This window comes from Acinetobacter pengchengensis (assembly GCF_982235305.1).
The window spans coordinates 1,786,227-1,804,235 of sequence record NZ_CEVATJ010000001.1; the positions used below are offsets into that span (position 1 = coordinate 1,786,227).

19 protein-coding genes and 1 tRNA gene are annotated in these 18,009 nt (G+C 40.0%); 13 read left to right on the plus strand and 7 right to left on the minus strand.

Going from position 1 to position 18,009, the window contains the following annotated elements:
• Positions 1 to 90: 90 nt before the first annotated feature.
• Positions 91 to 252 carry a hypothetical protein gene (locus AC0T5Z_RS08745; protein WP_435337317.1) on the minus strand — a complete coding sequence of 54 codons (162 nt, stop codon included), beginning with the start codon at positions 250 to 252 and terminating at the stop codon, positions 91 to 93.
• 214 nt (positions 253 to 466) lie between these two features.
• Positions 467 to 542, minus strand: a tRNA-Arg gene (locus tag AC0T5Z_RS08750).
• A 179-nt stretch (positions 543 to 721) separates the two neighbouring features.
• Between AC0T5Z_RS08750 and AC0T5Z_RS08755 the strand changes: the two genes are divergently transcribed.
• The 7 genes from AC0T5Z_RS08755 to AC0T5Z_RS08785 all read left to right on the plus strand — a co-directional run bounded on the left by AC0T5Z_RS08755 (position 722) and on the right by AC0T5Z_RS08785 (position 6,955).
• Complete coding sequence (locus AC0T5Z_RS08755; RefSeq protein WP_291333947.1) at positions 722 to 1,657, plus strand: ABC transporter ATP-binding protein; 936 nt, start codon at positions 722 to 724, stop codon at positions 1,655 to 1,657.
• Complete coding sequence (locus AC0T5Z_RS08760; RefSeq protein WP_291333949.1) at positions 1,654 to 2,427, plus strand: ABC transporter permease; 774 nt, start codon at positions 1,654 to 1,656, stop codon at positions 2,425 to 2,427. Before AC0T5Z_RS08755 ends, AC0T5Z_RS08760 begins: the two co-directional genes overlap by 4 nt.
• On the plus strand, positions 2,427 to 3,242 hold the full coding sequence (gene queF, locus AC0T5Z_RS08765; protein ID WP_291333950.1) for an NADPH-dependent 7-cyano-7-deazaguanine reductase QueF: 816 nt from the start codon (positions 2,427 to 2,429) through the stop codon (positions 3,240 to 3,242). Before AC0T5Z_RS08760 ends, queF begins: the two co-directional genes overlap by 1 nt.
• An 18-nt stretch (positions 3,243 to 3,260) precedes the next feature.
• A complete protein-coding gene (locus AC0T5Z_RS08770; RefSeq protein ID WP_291333952.1) occupies positions 3,261 to 3,911 on the plus strand; it encodes a hypothetical protein in 651 nt (216 codons plus the stop codon).
• 452 nt (positions 3,912 to 4,363) lie between these two features.
• The gene (gene mltB, locus AC0T5Z_RS08775) at positions 4,364 to 5,365 is read left to right on the plus strand and encodes a lytic murein transglycosylase B (protein ID WP_291333954.1); all 1,002 of its coding nucleotides are present in this window, start codon (positions 4,364 to 4,366) and stop codon (positions 5,363 to 5,365) included.
• 294 nt (positions 5,366 to 5,659) lie between these two features.
• Positions 5,660 to 6,268: a septal ring lytic transglycosylase RlpA family protein gene (locus tag AC0T5Z_RS08780; protein WP_004972798.1), complete on the plus strand. Its 609-nt coding sequence runs from the start codon at positions 5,660 to 5,662 to the stop codon at positions 6,266 to 6,268.
• Positions 6,269 to 6,499: 231 nt separating this feature from the next.
• Complete coding sequence (locus AC0T5Z_RS08785) at positions 6,500 to 6,955, plus strand: Mpo1 family 2-hydroxy fatty acid dioxygenase (protein WP_291333960.1); 456 nt, start codon at positions 6,500 to 6,502, stop codon at positions 6,953 to 6,955.
• A gap of 34 nt (positions 6,956 to 6,989) precedes the next feature.
• Here the strand turns inward: AC0T5Z_RS08785 and AC0T5Z_RS08790 are convergent, their stop codons facing one another.
• The 3 genes from AC0T5Z_RS08790 to rpsB all read right to left on the minus strand — a co-directional run bounded on the left by AC0T5Z_RS08790 (position 6,990) and on the right by rpsB (position 9,470).
• A complete protein-coding gene (locus AC0T5Z_RS08790) occupies positions 6,990 to 7,514 on the minus strand; it encodes a DUF3465 domain-containing protein (RefSeq protein ID WP_435337316.1) in 525 nt (174 codons plus the stop codon).
• A gap of 191 nt (positions 7,515 to 7,705) precedes the next feature.
• Entirely contained in the window at positions 7,706 to 8,581 is an 876-nt protein-coding gene (gene tsf / locus AC0T5Z_RS08795; RefSeq protein WP_291333964.1) for a translation elongation factor Ts, read from the minus strand.
• 142 nt (positions 8,582 to 8,723) lie between these two features.
• The gene (rpsB, locus tag AC0T5Z_RS08800) at positions 8,724 to 9,470 is read right to left on the minus strand and encodes a 30S ribosomal protein S2 (RefSeq protein ID WP_004972791.1); all 747 of its coding nucleotides are present in this window, start codon (positions 9,468 to 9,470) and stop codon (positions 8,724 to 8,726) included.
• Positions 9,471 to 9,678: 208 nt separating this feature from the next.
• Here rpsB and map point away from each other — a divergent pair, with 208 nt between their 5' ends.
• From map to AC0T5Z_RS08815, 3 genes are all read left to right on the plus strand, one after another.
• On the plus strand, positions 9,679 to 10,506 hold the full coding sequence (map, locus tag AC0T5Z_RS08805) for a type I methionyl aminopeptidase (protein WP_435337315.1): 828 nt from the start codon (positions 9,679 to 9,681) through the stop codon (positions 10,504 to 10,506).
• Positions 10,507 to 10,852: 346 nt separating this feature from the next.
• Positions 10,853 to 11,905, plus strand: coding sequence for an OmpW/AlkL family protein (locus AC0T5Z_RS08810; protein WP_435337314.1), 1,053 nt, complete (start codon positions 10,853 to 10,855; stop codon positions 11,903 to 11,905).
• A gap of 239 nt (positions 11,906 to 12,144) precedes the next feature.
• Complete coding sequence (locus AC0T5Z_RS08815) at positions 12,145 to 13,356, plus strand: MFS transporter (RefSeq protein WP_291333972.1); 1,212 nt, start codon at positions 12,145 to 12,147, stop codon at positions 13,354 to 13,356.
• A gap of 231 nt (positions 13,357 to 13,587) precedes the next feature.
• Here AC0T5Z_RS08815 and sthA read toward each other — a convergent pair whose 3' ends face one another.
• A complete protein-coding gene (sthA, locus tag AC0T5Z_RS08820) occupies positions 13,588 to 15,003 on the minus strand; it encodes a Si-specific NAD(P)(+) transhydrogenase (RefSeq protein ID WP_291333974.1) in 1,416 nt (471 codons plus the stop codon).
• A 287-nt stretch (positions 15,004 to 15,290) separates the two neighbouring features.
• On the opposite strand from sthA, the gene lipA reads away from it, so the two are divergent.
• Both lipA and AC0T5Z_RS08830 read left to right on the plus strand, forming a co-directional pair.
• On the plus strand, positions 15,291 to 16,304 hold the full coding sequence (gene lipA / locus AC0T5Z_RS08825; protein ID WP_291333976.1) for a lipoyl synthase: 1,014 nt from the start codon (positions 15,291 to 15,293) through the stop codon (positions 16,302 to 16,304).
• A gap of 199 nt (positions 16,305 to 16,503) precedes the next feature.
• Complete coding sequence (locus tag AC0T5Z_RS08830) at positions 16,504 to 16,890, plus strand: carboxymuconolactone decarboxylase family protein (RefSeq protein ID WP_435337313.1); 387 nt, start codon at positions 16,504 to 16,506, stop codon at positions 16,888 to 16,890.
• A 74-nt stretch (positions 16,891 to 16,964) separates the two neighbouring features.
• On the opposite strand, the gene AC0T5Z_RS08835 is transcribed toward AC0T5Z_RS08830, so the two are convergent.
• Entirely contained in the window at positions 16,965 to 17,225 is a 261-nt protein-coding gene (locus tag AC0T5Z_RS08835) for a hypothetical protein (RefSeq protein ID WP_291338751.1), read from the minus strand.
• Positions 17,226 to 17,432: 207 nt separating this feature from the next.
• Between AC0T5Z_RS08835 and AC0T5Z_RS08840 the strand changes: the two genes are divergently transcribed.
• Entirely contained in the window at positions 17,433 to 17,945 is a 513-nt protein-coding gene (locus AC0T5Z_RS08840; RefSeq protein ID WP_291338752.1) for a tetratricopeptide repeat protein, read from the plus strand.
• Positions 17,946 to 18,009 lie beyond the last annotated feature (64 nt).

Here is an 18,009-nt window from a genome sequence, read left to right on the forward strand (position 1 = left end):
AACAGATCAATAGAAATCAGTAAGAAAATTATCTGCAAAGACTACCCTGAATACGCAAAAGAATATGTTCCTGTCTTTCTAAAAAATTAATCAAAATATGGGCAATGTAGCACCACTATGTTCTATTAATTCCTGGCTGCCTTCAATTTCCATTTCAAAGCCATTCCACTCATAACCCATCTTAAAAAACAGTTCTTGAGCTTTATCAAATTCTTTATTTGTTGGAGTAGCTGTACATAATCTTTGGATCATCCTTATTTCAATTCTTATTAATAGAAGACTTAAACCAATTTTTATATAAAATCAGTGCAATTGTAGAAATATCAACATAATAGAAAAAAATTTCGGGAATCTTGAAATATTAGCTTACAAAGTGGTGAAATTAATTATGAGTACACAAATGAGTACATAGGATATGATTTTTATTTATATTATTGTTTAAAATCAAATACTTAATATGATTATGTGGTGCGCTCAGCGGGACTCGAACCCACGCCACAGGCTTCGGAGACCTGTACTCTATCCAGTTGAGCTATGAGCGCGCGCTGCACATCATAACAAAAAATTGCTGAAGGTAAAGCAACTATGTAAAAGTTACGCATTTTTATGCTTATGCTTTAAACAATGTTCCAAACTTGGAACATAGAATTCCATGTAACTTACTTGGTTTATTGGCTCAGATCGCTCACAATAGTGGCTCTATTCCTCAAGTGAGAATTTCATGACTGATGCATTGACGTTAAGGGACGTGTCAAAGACCTATCGAAATGGTTTCCAAGCACTGAAAGGAATTAATTTGACCGTTCCTGAAGGTGAGTTTTATGCCCTACTTGGACCCAATGGTGCAGGTAAATCTACAACCATTAGCATCATCAGTTCTCTCACCAAAAAAACGGCAGGTACTGTCGAAATTTTTGGACATAATCTAGATACCCAACCATCTCAAGCCAAGCAATGCTTAGGGGTTGTACCGCAAGAATTTAACTTTGGTCAGTTTGAAAAGACCTTTGATATTTTGGTCACACAAGCAGGCTATTACGGTATTTCTAAGAGAGTTGCCGAACAACGTGCCGAAGAATATTTAGAAAAACTGGGCTTGTGGGATAAGCGGGCCACTCAAGCGCGAATGCTGTCTGGCGGTATGAAACGTCGTTTAATGATCGCACGTGCCATGATGCACGAGCCGAAACTGCTTATTTTAGATGAACCGACTGCAGGTGTAGATATTGAGCTGCGTCGTTCAATGTGGGATTTTTTAACAGAGATGAATGATAAAGGCACTTCAATCATTCTCACCACCCACTATTTAGAAGAAGCCGAAATGTTGTGTCGTCGTATCGCGATTATTGATCGTGGTGTGATTAAAGAAGACACCTCCATGAAAAACTTCTTAAACCAGTTAAGTGAAGAATCTTTTATTTTCGATTTAGCTGAACCTATTCAGCCGATTCACTTAGATATTATTGGTGTACGATTCAACCTAATTGATGCAGTGACACTAGAAGTCACGATGGATAAAGCTCACACATTAAATGATTTATTTCAACTTTTAGAAACACAAGGCATTCGCGTGCGCAGTATGCGCAATAAGTCCAACCGTCTAGAAGAGTTATTTGTCAAAATGGTCGAAAAGAATTTAGATGGAGCTGCGCAATGAATTTTACCCAACTACGGATTGCACTCTATACCTTAGTGCATAAAGAAGTTCGTCGTTTTATGCGCATATGGCCACAAACCTTGCTACCACCAGCCATCACCATGAGTTTGTACTTTGTGATTTTTGGTAATTTGGTCGGTTCGCGTATTGGTGAAATGGGCGGCTTTAGCTATATGCAATTTATTGTGCCTGGCTTAATTATGATGGCAGTCATCACTAACAGTTATGCTAACGTATCTTCCAGTTTTTTTAGTGCAAAATTCCAGAAAAGCATTGAAGAACTGATTATGAGTCCTGTACCGTTGCATGCCATTTTATGGGGCTATGTTTTGGGTGGTGTTATCCGTGGTGTATTGGTCGGCATTATTGTCACCACCATGAGTTTATTCTTTACCGACCTTTATATTACCAATTGGTTTATCACCATTTACACGGTATTAATTACGTCCTTTTTATTCTCATTAGGCGGTTTTATTAATGCTGTTTATGCCAAATCGTTTGATGATATTTCCATTATACCGACTTTTGTACTGACTCCACTGACTTATTTAGGTGGTGTATTCTATGCCATTAGTGCCTTAAGCCCTTTTTGGCAAAACCTCTCTTTAATTAACCCTGTGGTGTATATGGTTAATGCTTTCCGTTACGGCATTTTAGGACATAGTGATGTCAACGTGACGATTTCATTATCTGTGATTACACTATGCTGTGCAGTGCTTTATGGTATTGCCTATCATTTACTTTCTCGTGGTTCAGGAATGCGTGAATAATGAGTGTTGAACAATCTCTCCTTGGTAAAGACACCAATTATCCTACAGAATATCAACCTGATATTTTATTCCCTATTTCACGTGTTGATTCACGCGAAAAATATGCAGATGTCGAAGGAATTCGATTGGGGCAAGACTGGTGGCACATTTTTGAAATTTCGTGGTTAAATGCCACAGGCGTTCCGCAAGTTGCGATTGGTCGAATTACGCTACCTGCGTCATCACCCAACCTGATCGAATCAAAATCATTAAAGCTCTACTTTAATAGTATGAACTTTACCCGTTTTCAGTCTGAAGCCAATTTTATCGAAACCGTTGAGCATGATTTAACGGCTGCGGCGCAAGCACCTGTTACCATCACTTTATTTCAGGTCGATGATTTGGCAATTAGTCAGCCTGAAGGTATTTGCATTGATCAGCTCACACCTGAGCGTTTAGAGCAACATCCTGACCCAAGTTTATTGCAATTCGATTTAGAACAAGCTGAAGATATAGAGGTACAACTGTACTCGCATTTATTACGCAGTAACTGTCCTGTAACAGGACAACCTGACTGGGGTACTGTTTTTATCCGTTATCAAGGTAAAAAGCCTTGTTATCGCAGTATTTTGGCTTATATTATTTCTTATCGTCAGCATAATGGTTTCCATGAACAATGTGTGGAACAGATGTTTGCAGACATCTGGCAAAAATTTGCACCTGAAAAACTGATGGTATATGCAACCTATACACGTCGTGGTGGATTAGACATTAACCCTTGTCGTGTATCGGATTTAACATGGATGCCTCGCCCTATTCGTTTAGCGCGACAATAACAACATTGAGGTTGAAAAATGCCATTTTTTGGATTCATTCCATCTGCAGAATTATTAAATACGATTGAAACTGCACAACAGAAAAAAAATTCAAGTGAGCCGCTGTTCCCACTGCGTGACAAAACTGCATTAATGATTAATGAAGAAATTATTGATGCCATTTTAACCGAATTGGTACGTCGTTTTCCTGCAAGCGATAAACGCGACACTGCCGAAAAACTTGCGGGCTATGTCAAATCTACCGTTGCAGTACTCCTAAAACAATTATTAAGCAAAGCGCCCAATGATGTCGTGAAACAATCGATTGAATTTTCTGAGCGCAGTAGCTTTAAAGATGCAGCAGGCAATGCACGTGTAGGTGAAACACTTGATGCGAGTTTAGTGACCAATCTGAAACATAACTATGCCGAAATTCAAGCAGGCAATGAAGTGAATAAAGCCGTTTTGACAGAGTTGTATAAACAGTTTGCAGAAGCGACTGTACGCCACTTTATGAGCGATTTTAACAAAACCCTCGATTTAGGCATGATTAAACGTAAAGCGGCAGATATTGGCGCAGCAGCGGTAATTAAAGCTGTCCATATTGCGGTGGATAAAATCATCCCCAATTTAACCAAAGAAGAACTATTGGTTTTAGCGGAATATCACGACACATTATTCCATCATTAATGCCAGCGAGTTTAGCTGTTGATGTGGTTTAAGTCCTTTTGTTGCATGTTAACTGCAAAATAGTAGGAATTACATGTTCTAGCATCTCATACAACACAAACTAAATATGCAGTATTCTTAAAAGATGCAACCAACCTACACAATGCCTGATTTCAATCAGGCATTTTTATGCACAATTGAAAAGCGGAGTATGTCTGCAACTCTTACACAATTCAGAACAAGTTTTTGCCCCTCAATTGAATTTTGTTACAAATCCTGCGCGCTTTTTACACATTCTTTGTCTATTTTTGTATAAGTTTTTGCAAACCCGTTACGCATGAATGCTATCTTAGCCGCTTGCTTCACTTTGATAGTTTGGCCCAAATAGCGGCTTATTCTACATTTATAAGTAGCAACTTATTTAATGCATATAAATAAGTTGTGTAAATCATCAATTTGGAATTTTTCCCAATATGTTCAAACTTGATTTTTATAACAAACTAAAACGTCTATCTTTACTCATTGGTGCATTTTCTATCACCAGTTTTTGTCAGGCCAATGATTTCCAAAATCATCCGTCATATGCCAATTTTAAACAAAAAACCATGCAGACCTATGGCTTAAGTGCAGCACAAGTCGATTGGGCGATGGAAGGTTCCAAAAACTTACCCAATATCATCAACATCATGAACCGCCCAGGCGAAAGTAAGCCTTGGTACGACTATAAAACTAATTTCCTTGCAGAAAGTACCATTCAGCGTGGTGTGCGCTTTAAACAACAATATGCAGATACGCTCAATAGAGCTGAACAGCAATTTGGTGTACCGCAATCCATTATTTTAGGGATTTTGGGTGTGGAAACAGGTTTTGGGAGCAATAAAGGCTCTTTTGTAACCCGCGATGCCCTTGCTACCTTGGGCTTTGGTTATGAACGTCGCGCAGAATACTTTAAAGATGAACTCGCGGCACTGATCGCATGGTCATATAAAGATGGTGTGCCAACCTCTTCAATTGTTGGTTCTTATGCAGGCGCTGTTGGTTATCCGCAGTTTATGCCAAGCAATATTCCAAAATTTGGAGTCGATTATGACGGCAACGGACATATTGACCTACGCAACTCAGCAGTCGATGCCATTGGCTCCATTGCAAACTACTTGGCACAACATGGTTGGCAGCGCAACCAACCCATTGCATTTGCTGCACGATATATAGGCAACAATCCTGACAGCGTGATTGCCAAAGATTTAACCCTACCAACACCTTACGGGGTTTTAAAGTCGCAAGGGGTAATGCCAATGAATCCAATTGTGCAAATAGATGACCTAGACTTGGTCAATGTTATTCAATTACAAGAAAATTATGGTCATATCTACTATATAACCTATCCAAATTTTCAGGTGATTACGACTTATAACCGTAGCCGTATGTATGCGACTGCACTGTGGTTATTGGGCACTGAAATTGCGAGTCGCTAAGCACAAATTTAAATACAAAACCAAAAAGTCAAGAAATATTTTTGACAATTTGATCACAAAACAAACTTTTTACACATCATGTTACAATATTGATTATTTTTTAATCAAATAGAGTTGGTTTTTGGTACTTTTTGTCATTATTTTCGTATAAAGACTAGACACCTTGAGTAAGGGATGAATATTATCCATTTCGTCAAATGTAGTCGAAAAAGTGAAATTACAGACAGGATTACCGCTATTTCAATCAGTTAAGAGCGAAATAAGTTAAAAATTCTGTCTTCAGGAGTTCAAACCATGCATAGTTCACTTAAATACTTACTTGCACTTTCTGCAGCTGTTGCCCTAAGTCAGTCGCAAGCTGAAATGGTGCAATCATCATTCAATAATGATAATGAGTCATCTAGCCTTGCTGCGCGTGTACTCAACAAAGAAGCACAAAGTTTTAATTCACATTTCTCCAATTTGAATAGCCTTTCAATCACCGAACGTTCAGGCGACCAAATCCGTCGTCAAACGATTGCAGCGAAAATTGAAATTCCTGCTGAAGAGCCTTCAGTGATTGAAAAGTTAAATACAGTGGCATCGAACACTGTACGTAAATTTAGCCAAACAGGTATGGCATCTTGGTACGGTCGTCAATTCCACGGTCGTAAAACTGCAAGCGGTGAAACGTTCGACATGAACGCAATGACTGCTGCACACCGTAGCCTGCCGCTAAACTGCTATATTCGCGTAACCAATAAAAACAATGGTAAGAGCGTTGTAGTTAAAGTAAACGACCGTGGTCCATTCCATGGCAACCGTGTACTCGATCTTTCTTATGGCGCTGCAAAACAATTGGGCATCACCAATGCAGGTACTGCTAAAGTAAGCATCGAGCGTATTGACGGTCCAAACTCTTAAGATTCGCTTACACGACTTCACATTTGACTTAAAAGCCACAGCAATGTGGCTTTTTTAATGCCTGTAAGATTTACAGTCATCCCATGCATCTACGCACAAAGATGATCCACACAAATTTTGTGGCCACTTGAGTTTGAAAATATGAATACTGTTTTGACCACCTCTCTGTTCTCAGTTATATTTTAGACAGCAAAACAATAACAACGGATGATCGGTCTACAGGAGTAGTACATGAAGACAGTAAGCGAGTGGCTAGATGAATACAGCGAGAGCCATCAAAATAAAACCAATAAATTAATTCACTGGGTTTGCGTACCGACGATCTTTTTTTCGATTGTCGCCATCTTGGCGCATTTCAGTGCTTTACTAACAACATTACTTCTAGTACTCAGTTTTATTTTTTATGCACGTTTAGACTTGGTTCTTGCCGTCGCAATGGCAGCTTTAATGCTGGTGATGGCCTGGCTAATTTATGTATTGCCTGTGGGAATGGGTTTTTATATCGCGATTTTTGTTTTGGCATGGATTGGGCAGTTTTATGGTCACAAAATTGAAGGAAAAAAGCCTTCATTCTTCAAAGACCTCCAATTCCTTCTCATTGGCCCAATTTGGTGCATGGATGCCTATTTAGGTAAAATCCTACCCTCTTGGAAAACACGTCGTAAAAACAGCATTATGAGCGTTTAAACGCTATATCCTATTTTTATTATCGGAAGAACCGTTACTGGTAGGTTCTTCCTTGATGTTTTAACCATCCAGCTACGTGTTTATTTGCTGGATCATGATGCGTCCAATGAATCACCCCACCCTTATCTGAGTATTCATATTCACCAAAAAACTCAACGGTATCGCCTTTGGCTATATTGGCAATTCGTGGTGCAAGATCAATATTATGTGCAACCAATACAGTTTGCCCATTGCTCAATTTCAAAATAAATTTTTGATGACGTGAACCTTCGTTGTCATCTGCTAACACTGCAACGACTTGTCCACTCGCACGGACTTGTAGATTACTCTGCTTACGCTCAAACGCACGTTCAATCAGCTGAACACCCTGAGCATCCTGTCCTTGCGGTGTATCTCGCTGTAAGTTCGATTGTTTTTTTTCAGTTTGCGATGTGCGAGCAGTACTTGTAGATGGCGTGTTTGATGTTTCAGACTGAAACTGCTGTAAATCCATGCCAAAAAATGCAGCAATTAACACTACAATAATTGCGCCAATACTTAAATTCTTTTTATTTGCCATATAACCTTCTTGTTCTGATTCCGATCTATATAATCAAGCCAATTACTCATAACATACTGATTTAAAATTAATATCTTTGTTTTTATCTCAATATTTATGCCCCGATTGCATATTGCTAAAACCGATATTCACAAAAAAGCCCCAAAATAAATTGGGGCTTTCCTTACAAAATATTTTACGTGAAGTAAAAATTATTTTGCAGCAGCTTGAGCAGCAGCAACTTCTTCAGCGAAGCTCATTTCTGCTTTTTTCTCAATACCTTCGCCTACTTCGAAACGAACGAATTGAGCAACAGTTGTACCAGTTGCTTTTAATACTTCAGCAACTTTCTTCTCGTTGTCAATTACGTACATTTGACGATCAAGCGCAACTTCGTTCAAGTATTTTTCAACTGAACCAGTTACCATCTTCTCTACGATGTTTGCAGGCTTACCAGATTCAACTGCTTTCGCTTCTGCAATTTCTTTCTCTTTAGCGATAAGATCAGCAGGAATTTGTTCAGCAGTAACAGCAACTGGGTTGAATGCAGCAACGTGCATTGCAATACCTTTACCAGTCGCAGCATCACCTGTGTAAGAAACAACAACACCGATTTTTAAACCGTGCTTGTACACAGCAAGGTTGTCGCCTTCAACGATTTGTGCACGACGAACTTGGATGTTTTCACCAATTTTTTGAACAAGGGCAATACGTGCTTCTTCAACAGTTGCACCATCTTCAAGTTTAAGTTCAGCAATTTTAGCAGCATCAGTTTCGTTTGCAGCTAGAGCAGCAGCAGCAACTTTCGCAGAGAAATCAGCAAAGTTTTCGTCTTTTGCAACGAAGTCAGTTTGACAGTTTACTTCTAAAAGAATCGCTTTATTGCCTTCTTGAACGATTGTGATAGCACCGTCAGCAGCTATGTTACCTGCTTTTTTAGCAGCTTTTGCTTGACCAGATTTACGAAGGTTGTCAATCGCTAATTCGATGTCACCGCCGGCTTCTGTTAATGCTTTTTTACATTCCATCATTGCTAGACCAGTACGATCACGCAATTCTTTAACCATGCTTGCTGTAACTGCAGTCATGTTTATCTCCTAAAATCGGTAGAAAATGAATTCTTTTTTAACAGAAACGGCCCAGAGGGTGTCTCTTGGGCCGTCTGCATACATGACGCTTACTTTGCCACCATCACATGTCGCAAAAATGACAAGCTTACGTCAAAACGCATTAAGCCTCAGAAGCAGGAGCTTCTTCGCCTTTTGCTTGAGCATTGGCTTGAGTTTGAGCGTATTCTTTACCAGCAATGATCGCATCAGCCATTGAAGAAGCGTAAAGTGTAACTGCACGGATCGCATCGTCGTTACCCGGAATAACGTAGTCTACGTTGTCTGGGTTAGAGTTTGTATCAACGATACCGATTACAGGAATACCTAAGTTTTTAGCTTCTTTAATTGCAATTGCTTCGTGATCAACGTCAATTACGAATAATGCGTCAGGTAAACCACCCATGTTTTTCACACCGCCTAAAGCGCGCTCAAGTTTTTCCATTTCACGGCTACGCTCTAAAGCTTCACGTTTAGTAAGCTTAGCAAAAGTACCATCAGTAGACTGAACTTGAAGATCTTTTAAACGGCTGATAGATTGGCGAAGTGTTTTCCAGTTCGTCAACATACCACCTAACCAACGGTGATCTACATATGGTTGACCAGCGCGTTGAGCTTGTTCACGGATGATTGCAGAAGCAGCACGTTTTGTACCAACGAACAAAACTTTGTTCTTTTTGCTAGCCAATTGGTTTGCAAAGTTCAAAGCATCATTTAACGCAGGAACAGTGTGCTCAAGGTTGATGATGTGAATTTTGTTGCGCGCACCAAAGATGTATTGACGCATCTTTGGGTTCCAGAAACGTGTTTGGTGACCAAAGTGTGCGCCAGCTTGAAGAAGGTCGCGCATGCTTACGTTGTAATCTGCCATTTTCTTTACCTTAAATGTTTGGGTTAGGCCTCCATATATCCGCATTCTCCACCCCAAAGGGCACCCAGAGTAATGTGACGATATATGTGCGGATTTTTAATTCCCTTTTTACCTTGCCTTATGAAACATATTCATAAAAAGCATTTGATAAAATGGGCGGCTATTTATACCATAGTCACATACAAATTTCCAAAAGTTTTTAGAGATCATGAACAGTACTTATCAAGCGCCTCGTCGACTCATCAAAACCGCAGAAGATATTGAGAAAATGCGCGTGGCAGGACGACTAGCAGCAGAAGTTTTGGAGATGATCAAAGCATACGTTAAACCAGGTGTTACCACGCTCGAACTAGATACGATTTGCCATGACTATATTGTCAATCAACAGCAAGCCATTCCTGCCTGCTTAGGTTATGGTGCTGCTCCAGGACGTCCAGCCTTCCAACATACCATTTGCACCTCGGTTAACCATGTGGTCTGTCACGGCATTCCATCGGAAAATAAAGTGCTGAAAAAAGGTGATATTTTAAATATTGATGTCACGGTCATTAAAGATGGCTTCCACGGCGATACCAATATGATGTATATCGTGGGTGGCGAAACTTCCATTTTGGCCAATCGTTTATGTAAAGTTGCTCAAGAAGCCATGTACCGTGGTATGGCGACTGTAAAACCAGGTTCTACCATTGGTGATATTGGTCATGCCATTCAAAAGTATGTCGAATCAGAGCGCTTTAGCGTGGTACGTGAATATTGTGGTCATGGTATTGGCACAACCTTCCATGATGAACCGCAAGTATTGCACTATGGTCAAGCCAATACAGGTATGGTTTTAGAAGAAGGTATGACTTTTACCATTGAACCAATGGTCAATGCAGGCGTATGGCAAACCAAATTACTGGGTGATAAATGGACGGTCGTAACTAAAGACCATAAATTATCGGCACAGTTTGAACACACCATTTTAGTCACCAAAGATGGCTTAGAAGTGCTGACTGCACGCCCTGATGAAGATTTATCTCGCTTTCAAGCCTAAGCTTTAGCAAAAATTAGCTAAAATCTGTCATTGGCTAGAAATTGAAGCAGTCTGTCAAAAAGATCAGTTTTAAACTGGTCTTTTTTTAATTTATTTGCTTTAAACCTTAAAGATAATTTTAAAATTCAAAAGATTATATAAAAACTCAACAATAAATAATTGATTCACTGCATTTCATCTACCCGCTATAGAGTTAACAAAAACTCAATACAACTTTCAGATCACAAACAAACAATTAAAAAAATATGCTGTAAAAACAACAGTTTTATTTTCCTCCACCATTTCATAATGCCTCACATAACAAAATCGCAAATAACAACAAGCACAATGGACATGGAGTTCCGTTATGAAAAAAACCTTATGCTGCCTTGCAGTCAGCAGCTTACCAATTGTGAGTTATGCCAATTCACCCTACTTTAGCTTACAGGATGGCGATGGTTTTAAACGCTTTTCTGTTTCGGTTGGTGCACTGCATGTTATGCCGCAAGGCAAGGCACAACCTTTTCGAGTCAATACAGCTATTCAAAATGGCTACACAGCCGATGTCGGTGAGGTTCAATCGCAAACTGTAAAAGATAACTTACGTGACGGATTTGAGCCTCCCTTATTATTAAGTGGGGCATTAAATTTGCTGCCTACCGTTCCTGCCAACATGAGTGGACAAGCCACAATTTCAGGTTTGGAGCAATGGGATAATCCTGGCACAGGTTTAGAAGCAGATAATGTCACCACACTCGGTATTATCAGCAACTATTACTTTACCGATAATATTTCCTTTGAAGTCAAAGGTGGTATTCCCCCTAAAGTTGATTTACAAGGCAAAGGTAAAATCTATGCACCCTTCTCAGCAATTGCACGTCCATTAGGCGGCGCATTGGGTGAGCTTGAATTACAAAATGATATTTTCATTACCGATTTAGAAGCACATGGCCCTGCTGCTTCTGCCCGTGCTTGGACACCTGCATTTGAGTTTCAATACCATTTTGGAAAAACAGGTGTAAATAAATTCCGTCCTTATGTCGGTGTCGGGTTAATGTACGCTTATTTTAATGAATTAGAAATTAACCCACGCACTGAACAAGACCTGATCGCCGCTGGTCACATGATTGCCAATATTAAAGAAGGAAAAGCGGGCGCATCTTTAGAAGGCACACCAAGTGCAGCCAACCCTAAAGTTGAATTAGACGCCACCGATGCCTTTGCGCCCGTTGCCAGTGTGGGTTTTACCTATGACTTTAATGAAAAATGGTTTGCAGTTGGCTCACTGTCTTATGCACATCTTAAAAATGAAACCACCATTACGGTGACCGATGCTAAACACGGCGAATTAATTCATTCTAAAGCAGATATTGAGGTGAATCCAGTGATTGCCTATGCAGGTTTTGGTATGCGTTTTTAAGTGCTAATAGCGCTCTTGGATCAGTCCTTTTGAAAACTATAATCGCCTTCATCCAACCCTTCTCCACAAGGAGAAGGAACTCTCGATCCCCATTTCTTGATGACTCACGATCATTTTTTTCTTTTTGATTAAAAGTTCAAACTGATAACCAAATTTTATCATTTGATGAATTTTATTTTATCGCGATCTGCGGCTGAATCGACTATCATAACAAGCTGTTAGCAATACATGGATGCCTTATGTCGAATGCTCAATTTTCCAAACCTCTGATTTATATGTTAATTGGAAGTGCCGTTATTTTGGCATTATCACTTGGCGTTCGGCATGCGTTTGGCTTGTATTTGGTGCCTATGAGCCACGAATTTGGCTGGGGTCATAATGTCTTTAGTTTAGCCATTGCCATGCAAAACCTGATTTGGGGTGCAGTCCAACCCATCACAGGTGCTTTTGCAGACAAATATGGTAGTAAAATTGTGGTTGCAGTTGGTGGCGCACTGTATGCGCTCGGTTTACTGCTCATGGCAGTCAGTTCGACAGGGTTATTGCTAAATTTAAGTGTGGGTTTAATTTTAGGTTTAGCACTTTCTGCGACCTCATTCCCTGTACTACTTTCTGCTGTGGGGCGTGCAGCACCACCCGAAAAGCGCAGCCTTGCGATGGGCATTGCCAGTGCCGCAGGCTCGTTTGGGCAGTTTATTATGTTGCCATCAACCTTATTATTATTACAAAGTGTGGGCTGGTCAGGCGCTTTAATTGTCAGTGCAATTTTAATTACGTTAATTATTCCTTTGGCATGGATGCTCAAAGCACCTATGTACCAAAACCCCAATACAATCTCAACCAGTCAACCCGCTTTAGGCTTTAAACAAGTTTTGGTGATTGCCAAAAACCACAAACCCTTTTGGTTTTTAGCTTTAGGTTTTTTTGTCTGTGGCTTTCAAGTGGTGTTTATCGGGATTCACCTTCCTAGCTACTTAATTGATCATGGCTTTAATGCAACCACAGGCACAGTTTTTCTGGCACTCGTGGGTTTATTTAATATTGTGGGCACCTATACAGCGGGTTGGTTAGGTGGCCGCTATTCCAAACCGCATTTGCTGATGTGGCTTTACGGATTACGCGGGATTGCCATTATCGCCTTTTTAATCCTGCCTTTAAGCATCTGGACAATTTATGCATTCGGGATCATTATGGGTTTATTGTGGTTATCTACAGTTCCTTTGACCAATGGTATTGTGGCAAATATGTTTGGGATTAAATACCTGACCATGCTCAGTGGCATTGTGTTTTTCACACACCAAGTCGGCTCATTTTTTGGTGGATGGCTTGGCGGTTTAAATCACGATCTAACAGGTAACTATAATGCAATCTGGATTGTTTCTATTGCTTTAAGTGCGTTTGCGGTCTTGGTACATTTTTGGGTAGATGAGGAGCACGTCATTCATGATTAATTCTTTATTTAATTTTAAATTATGGCTCACACTTGCCATCACTGCCCTTTTTGGTTTGTCGATTTTTTTATGGGCGCAAACACCACAGCTATTTGAATATTTTAATCAGGCGTTTTGTGCGCATTAAAGCGCAACATTACGCCATATCGCTAAAATCTCAAGCAATAAAATACCCCTCAAGAATAATCTTATGGGGTATTTTATAATATGCTAAACCCAACTAATTCAACATTAAAACAAACGATTCATCCCATTTAAGGTCGCGACACGGTAAGCTTCTGCCATAGTTGGATAATTGAATGTGGTTTCCACAAAATACTTAATAGTATTGTTCGGGCTGTTCATCACCGCCTGACCAATGTGGATAATTTCCGCAGCATTATTACCAAAGCAATGCACGCCCAGCACTTCTAAAGTGTCACGGTGGAATAAAATCTTCAATTCACCCACTGTATCACCCGTAATTTGCGCACGAGCCAAATGACGGAAAGATGCCTGACCAACTTCATAAGGGATTTTTTCTTCTGTCAACTCCTGCTCAGTTTTACCAATCGAAGAAATTTCTGGAATGGTATAAATACCTGTTGGAATATCGGTTACAGGCGCAACATTTTCTTCGCCACTCATATTTGCACCCGCGCAACGACCTTGGTCATAGGCAGCTGATGCCAATGATGGCCAACCAATCACATCACCCGCAGCATAGATATTATCTACTTCGGTTTGATATTGATCATTGACTGTTAATTGACCACGGCTGTTTGGTTTAAGTTCTACGTTTTCTAAACCTAAACCATCGGTATTACCTGAACGTCCGTTACACCATAAAATCGCATCGGCTTTAATTTTCTTGCCACTTTGCAAATATAAAACCACGTGATCATCAAAAGTTTCTAAATGATCAATTTGCTCATTGTGGCGAATCAGAACCCCTTGCGCACGTAAGTGATATGACAAAGCATCTGAAATTTCATCATCCAAATAGCTGAGCAATTTGTGCTGAGTATTAATCAAATCAACTTTATGATCTAAACCAATGAAGATGGAAGCATATTCACAACCAATCACACCCGCGCCATAAATGATGATTTTTTGAATCGAGAAATCCAAATCCAAAATTTTGTCTGAATCAAATACACGCGGATGGTTGAAATCTAACATTTCTGGGCGATATGGACGGCTACCTGTCGCAATCACAATTTGATGACACATAATGGTTTCTTTAATGCCATCTGCACCAAATACCATGACCGTGTTTTTATCTTGGATATAAGCACGACCATGATAAATCGCAATTTCATTACGGTCATAAAAGCGTGAGTGCGTTTCAACTTGCTGCTGAATAACTTTATGTGCACTTTGCAACACTTGTTTCATGGTGAACTGACGCCAATCACCCATTTTTTTAAACATTGGGTCACGGCGATAACGGATAATATTCGACACTGTCTGACGCAATGCTTTACTTGGAATGGTGCCCACATGGGTACAGTTACCGCCAAGCTGCTCACGAACATCTACAATCGCAACACGCTTACCTGATTTGGCAAGTTTCATTGCCGCGCCTTCACCCGCTGGGCCTGAACCGAGAACAACCGCATCATACTTCACGAAAGTTCCACTAACGACCTCTTTTTTACGTGGCATTCAACGCTCCTTTTATTTAAATCTGTCTTTTCAATGGGCTATATTATGACGTAAATCTTTTGAATTTTCTGTATTTACTGTGCATATATTACGTGATAACCACATTTTTTATATGAATATCGTTTTTACCCAATTTAAGCACAATTTCGTTATAATAATCATCTTATGATGATGTTAAGGTGACATTTTACTTTTGCCTTTAGATTCGATTTAATCGGACTCTATTTTACGTAAAATCTACCCTACACTAAATCTCTCCCCTTTCAAAAACAGTGGAAAAGTTGAATATGTCTGCAAACCGTAAACCAGAACAGGGTGTCAAACTTCGTGGTGCTGAAAAAGTCGCACGTATTCCTGTAAAAGTTATTCCTACGGTTGAAACGCCTCGTAAGCCTGACTGGATTCGGGTCAAAATGACGGCACCAGAAGAGGTTCAACGCATCAAAACCACTTTACGTCAGCAAAAATTGCACACCGTTTGTGAAGAAGCTGCTTGTCCAAACCTGCCAGAATGTTTTGGCGGCGGTACAGCAACCTTTATGATTATGGGTGATATTTGTACGCGTCGCTGCCCGTTCTGTGATGTTGCACATGGTCGTCCAAATGCACTAGATCCTGATGAACCGCGTCACATGGCAGAAACGATTGCCAACTTAGGCTTAAAATATGCCGTGATCACCTCTGTAGACCGTGATGACTTGTTAGATGGTGGCGCACAACATTTTGTCGATTGCATTAAAGAAACCCGTTCTGTAAGCCCAAATACGTTGTTGGAAATTTTGGTGCCAGACTTCCGTGGCCGTATGGATATTGCACTACGCATTATGACCGAATGTCCGCCAGATGTTTTTAACCACAATATTGAAACTGTACCGCGTTTATATAAAGCCATGCGTCCAGGTTCAGACTATCAGCACTCTTTGAACTTGCTGAAAATGTTTAAAGAATATTGCCCAGATATTCCAACCAAATGCGGTTTAATGGTGGGTATTGGCGAAACTGAAGCAGAAGTCATTGCACTGTTAGATGACCTTAAAGCGCACGATGTAGATTATGTGACCATTGGTCAATATTTACAGCCATCTAAAGAACATGCACCGATTGACCGCTTTGTAACACCTGAAGAATTTGAGCGTTATACAGCGCATGGTCAAAAGTTAGGTTTTAAAAATATTTGGGCTGCGCCAATGGTGCGTTCAAGTTATTTTGCAGACCGTCAATATTATGGTGAACCTGTACCAACAGTACGTCGCAAAGCTGACCCTGCTAAAAAAATTACGGTGCAAACCATTGAAGCTTAACACTCGCTTATTTCAAAATTTGTGATAAAGCTAAAACAGCCCCGACTTTATGTTTGGGGCTTTTTTTATGCCTTGTGGATATATTTAAAATAGCTGATTGTGAACATTTTTATTGTCTACGACTAACTGCACATGCTATTGCAGCCATAAATTGTTAATCTATGCTTCAAGTTCAAACAATAAAATAGGGATAGTAAACATGTCACAACAAGACTATGACAATGGCTTAAAAGTTCGTACTGAAGTCATGGGCGAAAGCTTTGTAAAACGCGCACAGGACAACACTGTACCATTTACCCAACCTTTGCAAGACTGGATTAATGAGCATGCATGGGGTTCAACTTGGCAACGCGAAGGTGTGTTGCCGCGCAAATACCGCTCCTTAATTACGATCGCATTTTTAACTGCATTAAAGAGCCCGACAGAGCTTAAAGGGCATATTCGTGGTGCACTAAATAACGGTGCAAGTGTCGAAGAAATTCAGGAAGTCTTGTTACACAGCTTGCCCTATTGTGGCGCACCTGCAACACAGGAAGCTTTTCGCGCAGCGTTGGAAGTTTTGGCAGAACACACTACAAATACTTAAACAAAACCCAAACAAGAAATATAAACCTATGACATTGCACTAAAATTATTCCGTGTAATGTCGTAGGATTGAATTTAAATCCAATACACATTAAAGCTATAAAAGAACTCATTTAACTCAAAGCGCACCTGATAACCTAAATCAGTCAACTGCGCCGATAAACTCCGAATATCTTCTAAAGGTAAATGTTTTGGCAGCACGGTAAAAACTGCAGTATTGCCCTGCTTAGCATTCTCTTCAATTAAAGACGCCAAACGCTGCTTGTACAATTCAATATCTAGCTTGGCATAATCTGAATAAACTTTTGCTTGTTCAGCGGTTAAAAAATTTGCCATTTTATTGTTCTCATCATGTCGTTATTTAAGATTCAGCATATTGAAAGTTGATGATATCGCTCAAGTGATTTTTTGTTATTGTCTGCATAATTGAATAATCAACAGACCCTAGTTTTAGAAAATAAAATCACATCGAAGATGGCTTTTTCCCTGCAGACCTTTTAGGCTATCGCATATTCTTATGTTGTAATTTTGCTGGATAGCATTATGTCAGAATCTGTTTCTATCTCTCCTGCGCTAATGAACCGCGCTATTGCAGGACAAGCCGAAGCCCAATTTGAAGTGGCGGTGCTGTATATGCAAAGCGATTTTAATGAAGATATTGAACTTGCCGAACAATGGGCACTCAAAGCTGCCGCAAATGGACATATCGAAGCGATGTATTGGCTTGGTGAAGGCTATACCGTATATGCCAAAGACGTTCAGCAAGATGACCCTGAAGATGCCAAACAACACTTTAAAGATGCTTTTGTCTGGCTTAAAAAAGCCAGTGATGCACAACATCCTGCCGCTATTTTAGAGCTGGCAGGCTATTACCGTCGTGGTGATGTGGTTGAACAAGATGTCGCTCGCTCTGTGGCATTGGTTCAGCAAGCAGCAGAATTAGGCGAAGTTCAAGCCATGCGTGATCTTGCTTTTATTTATGCAAATGCTTTGGGTGTAGATGCTGATGAAAACAAAGCTGAATATTGGACACAAAAAGCAGATGCGGCGGAGTAATTCATTTCTCTAGCCGATCAATTGATGGGCTAGACAATTTTTGCATAATTCGAATCGTCATTGA

Coding starts and splice junctions, on each gene's coding strand:
- queF (WP_291333950.1), top strand. CDS start 2,427: ATGAGTGTTGAACAATCTCTCCTTGGTAAAGACACCAATTATCCTACA.
- rpsB (WP_004972791.1), bottom strand. CDS start 9,470: ATGGCAGATTACAACGTAAGCATGCGCGACCTTCTTCAAGCTGGCGCA.
- AC0T5Z_RS08780 (WP_004972798.1), top strand. CDS start 5,660: ATGCATAGTTCACTTAAATACTTACTTGCACTTTCTGCAGCTGTTGCC.
- AC0T5Z_RS08755 (WP_291333947.1), top strand. CDS start 722: ATGACTGATGCATTGACGTTAAGGGACGTGTCAAAGACCTATCGAAAT.
- tsf (WP_291333964.1), bottom strand. CDS start 8,581: ATGACTGCAGTTACAGCAAGCATGGTTAAAGAATTGCGTGATCGTACT.
- AC0T5Z_RS08840 (WP_291338752.1), top strand. CDS start 17,433: ATGTCAGAATCTGTTTCTATCTCTCCTGCGCTAATGAACCGCGCTATT.
- AC0T5Z_RS08760 (WP_291333949.1), top strand. CDS start 1,654: ATGAATTTTACCCAACTACGGATTGCACTCTATACCTTAGTGCATAAA.
- AC0T5Z_RS08790 (WP_435337316.1), bottom strand. CDS start 7,514: ATGGCAAATAAAAAGAATTTAAGTATTGGCGCAATTATTGTAGTGTTA.
- AC0T5Z_RS08745 (WP_435337317.1), bottom strand. CDS start 252: ATGATCCAAAGATTATGTACAGCTACTCCAACAAATAAAGAATTTGAT.
- map (WP_435337315.1), top strand. CDS start 9,679: ATGAACAGTACTTATCAAGCGCCTCGTCGACTCATCAAAACCGCAGAA.
- AC0T5Z_RS08810 (WP_435337314.1), top strand. CDS start 10,853: ATGAAAAAAACCTTATGCTGCCTTGCAGTCAGCAGCTTACCAATTGTG.
- sthA (WP_291333974.1), bottom strand. CDS start 15,003: ATGCCACGTAAAAAAGAGGTCGTTAGTGGAACTTTCGTGAAGTATGAT.
- lipA (WP_291333976.1), top strand. CDS start 15,291: ATGTCTGCAAACCGTAAACCAGAACAGGGTGTCAAACTTCGTGGTGCT.
- AC0T5Z_RS08835 (WP_291338751.1), bottom strand. CDS start 17,225: ATGGCAAATTTTTTAACCGCTGAACAAGCAAAAGTTTATTCAGATTAT.
- AC0T5Z_RS08785 (WP_291333960.1), top strand. CDS start 6,500: ATGAAGACAGTAAGCGAGTGGCTAGATGAATACAGCGAGAGCCATCAA.
- AC0T5Z_RS08830 (WP_435337313.1), top strand. CDS start 16,504: ATGTCACAACAAGACTATGACAATGGCTTAAAAGTTCGTACTGAAGTC.
- AC0T5Z_RS08770 (WP_291333952.1), top strand. CDS start 3,261: ATGCCATTTTTTGGATTCATTCCATCTGCAGAATTATTAAATACGATT.
- mltB (WP_291333954.1), top strand. CDS start 4,364: ATGTTCAAACTTGATTTTTATAACAAACTAAAACGTCTATCTTTACTC.
- AC0T5Z_RS08815 (WP_291333972.1), top strand. CDS start 12,145: ATGTCGAATGCTCAATTTTCCAAACCTCTGATTTATATGTTAATTGGA.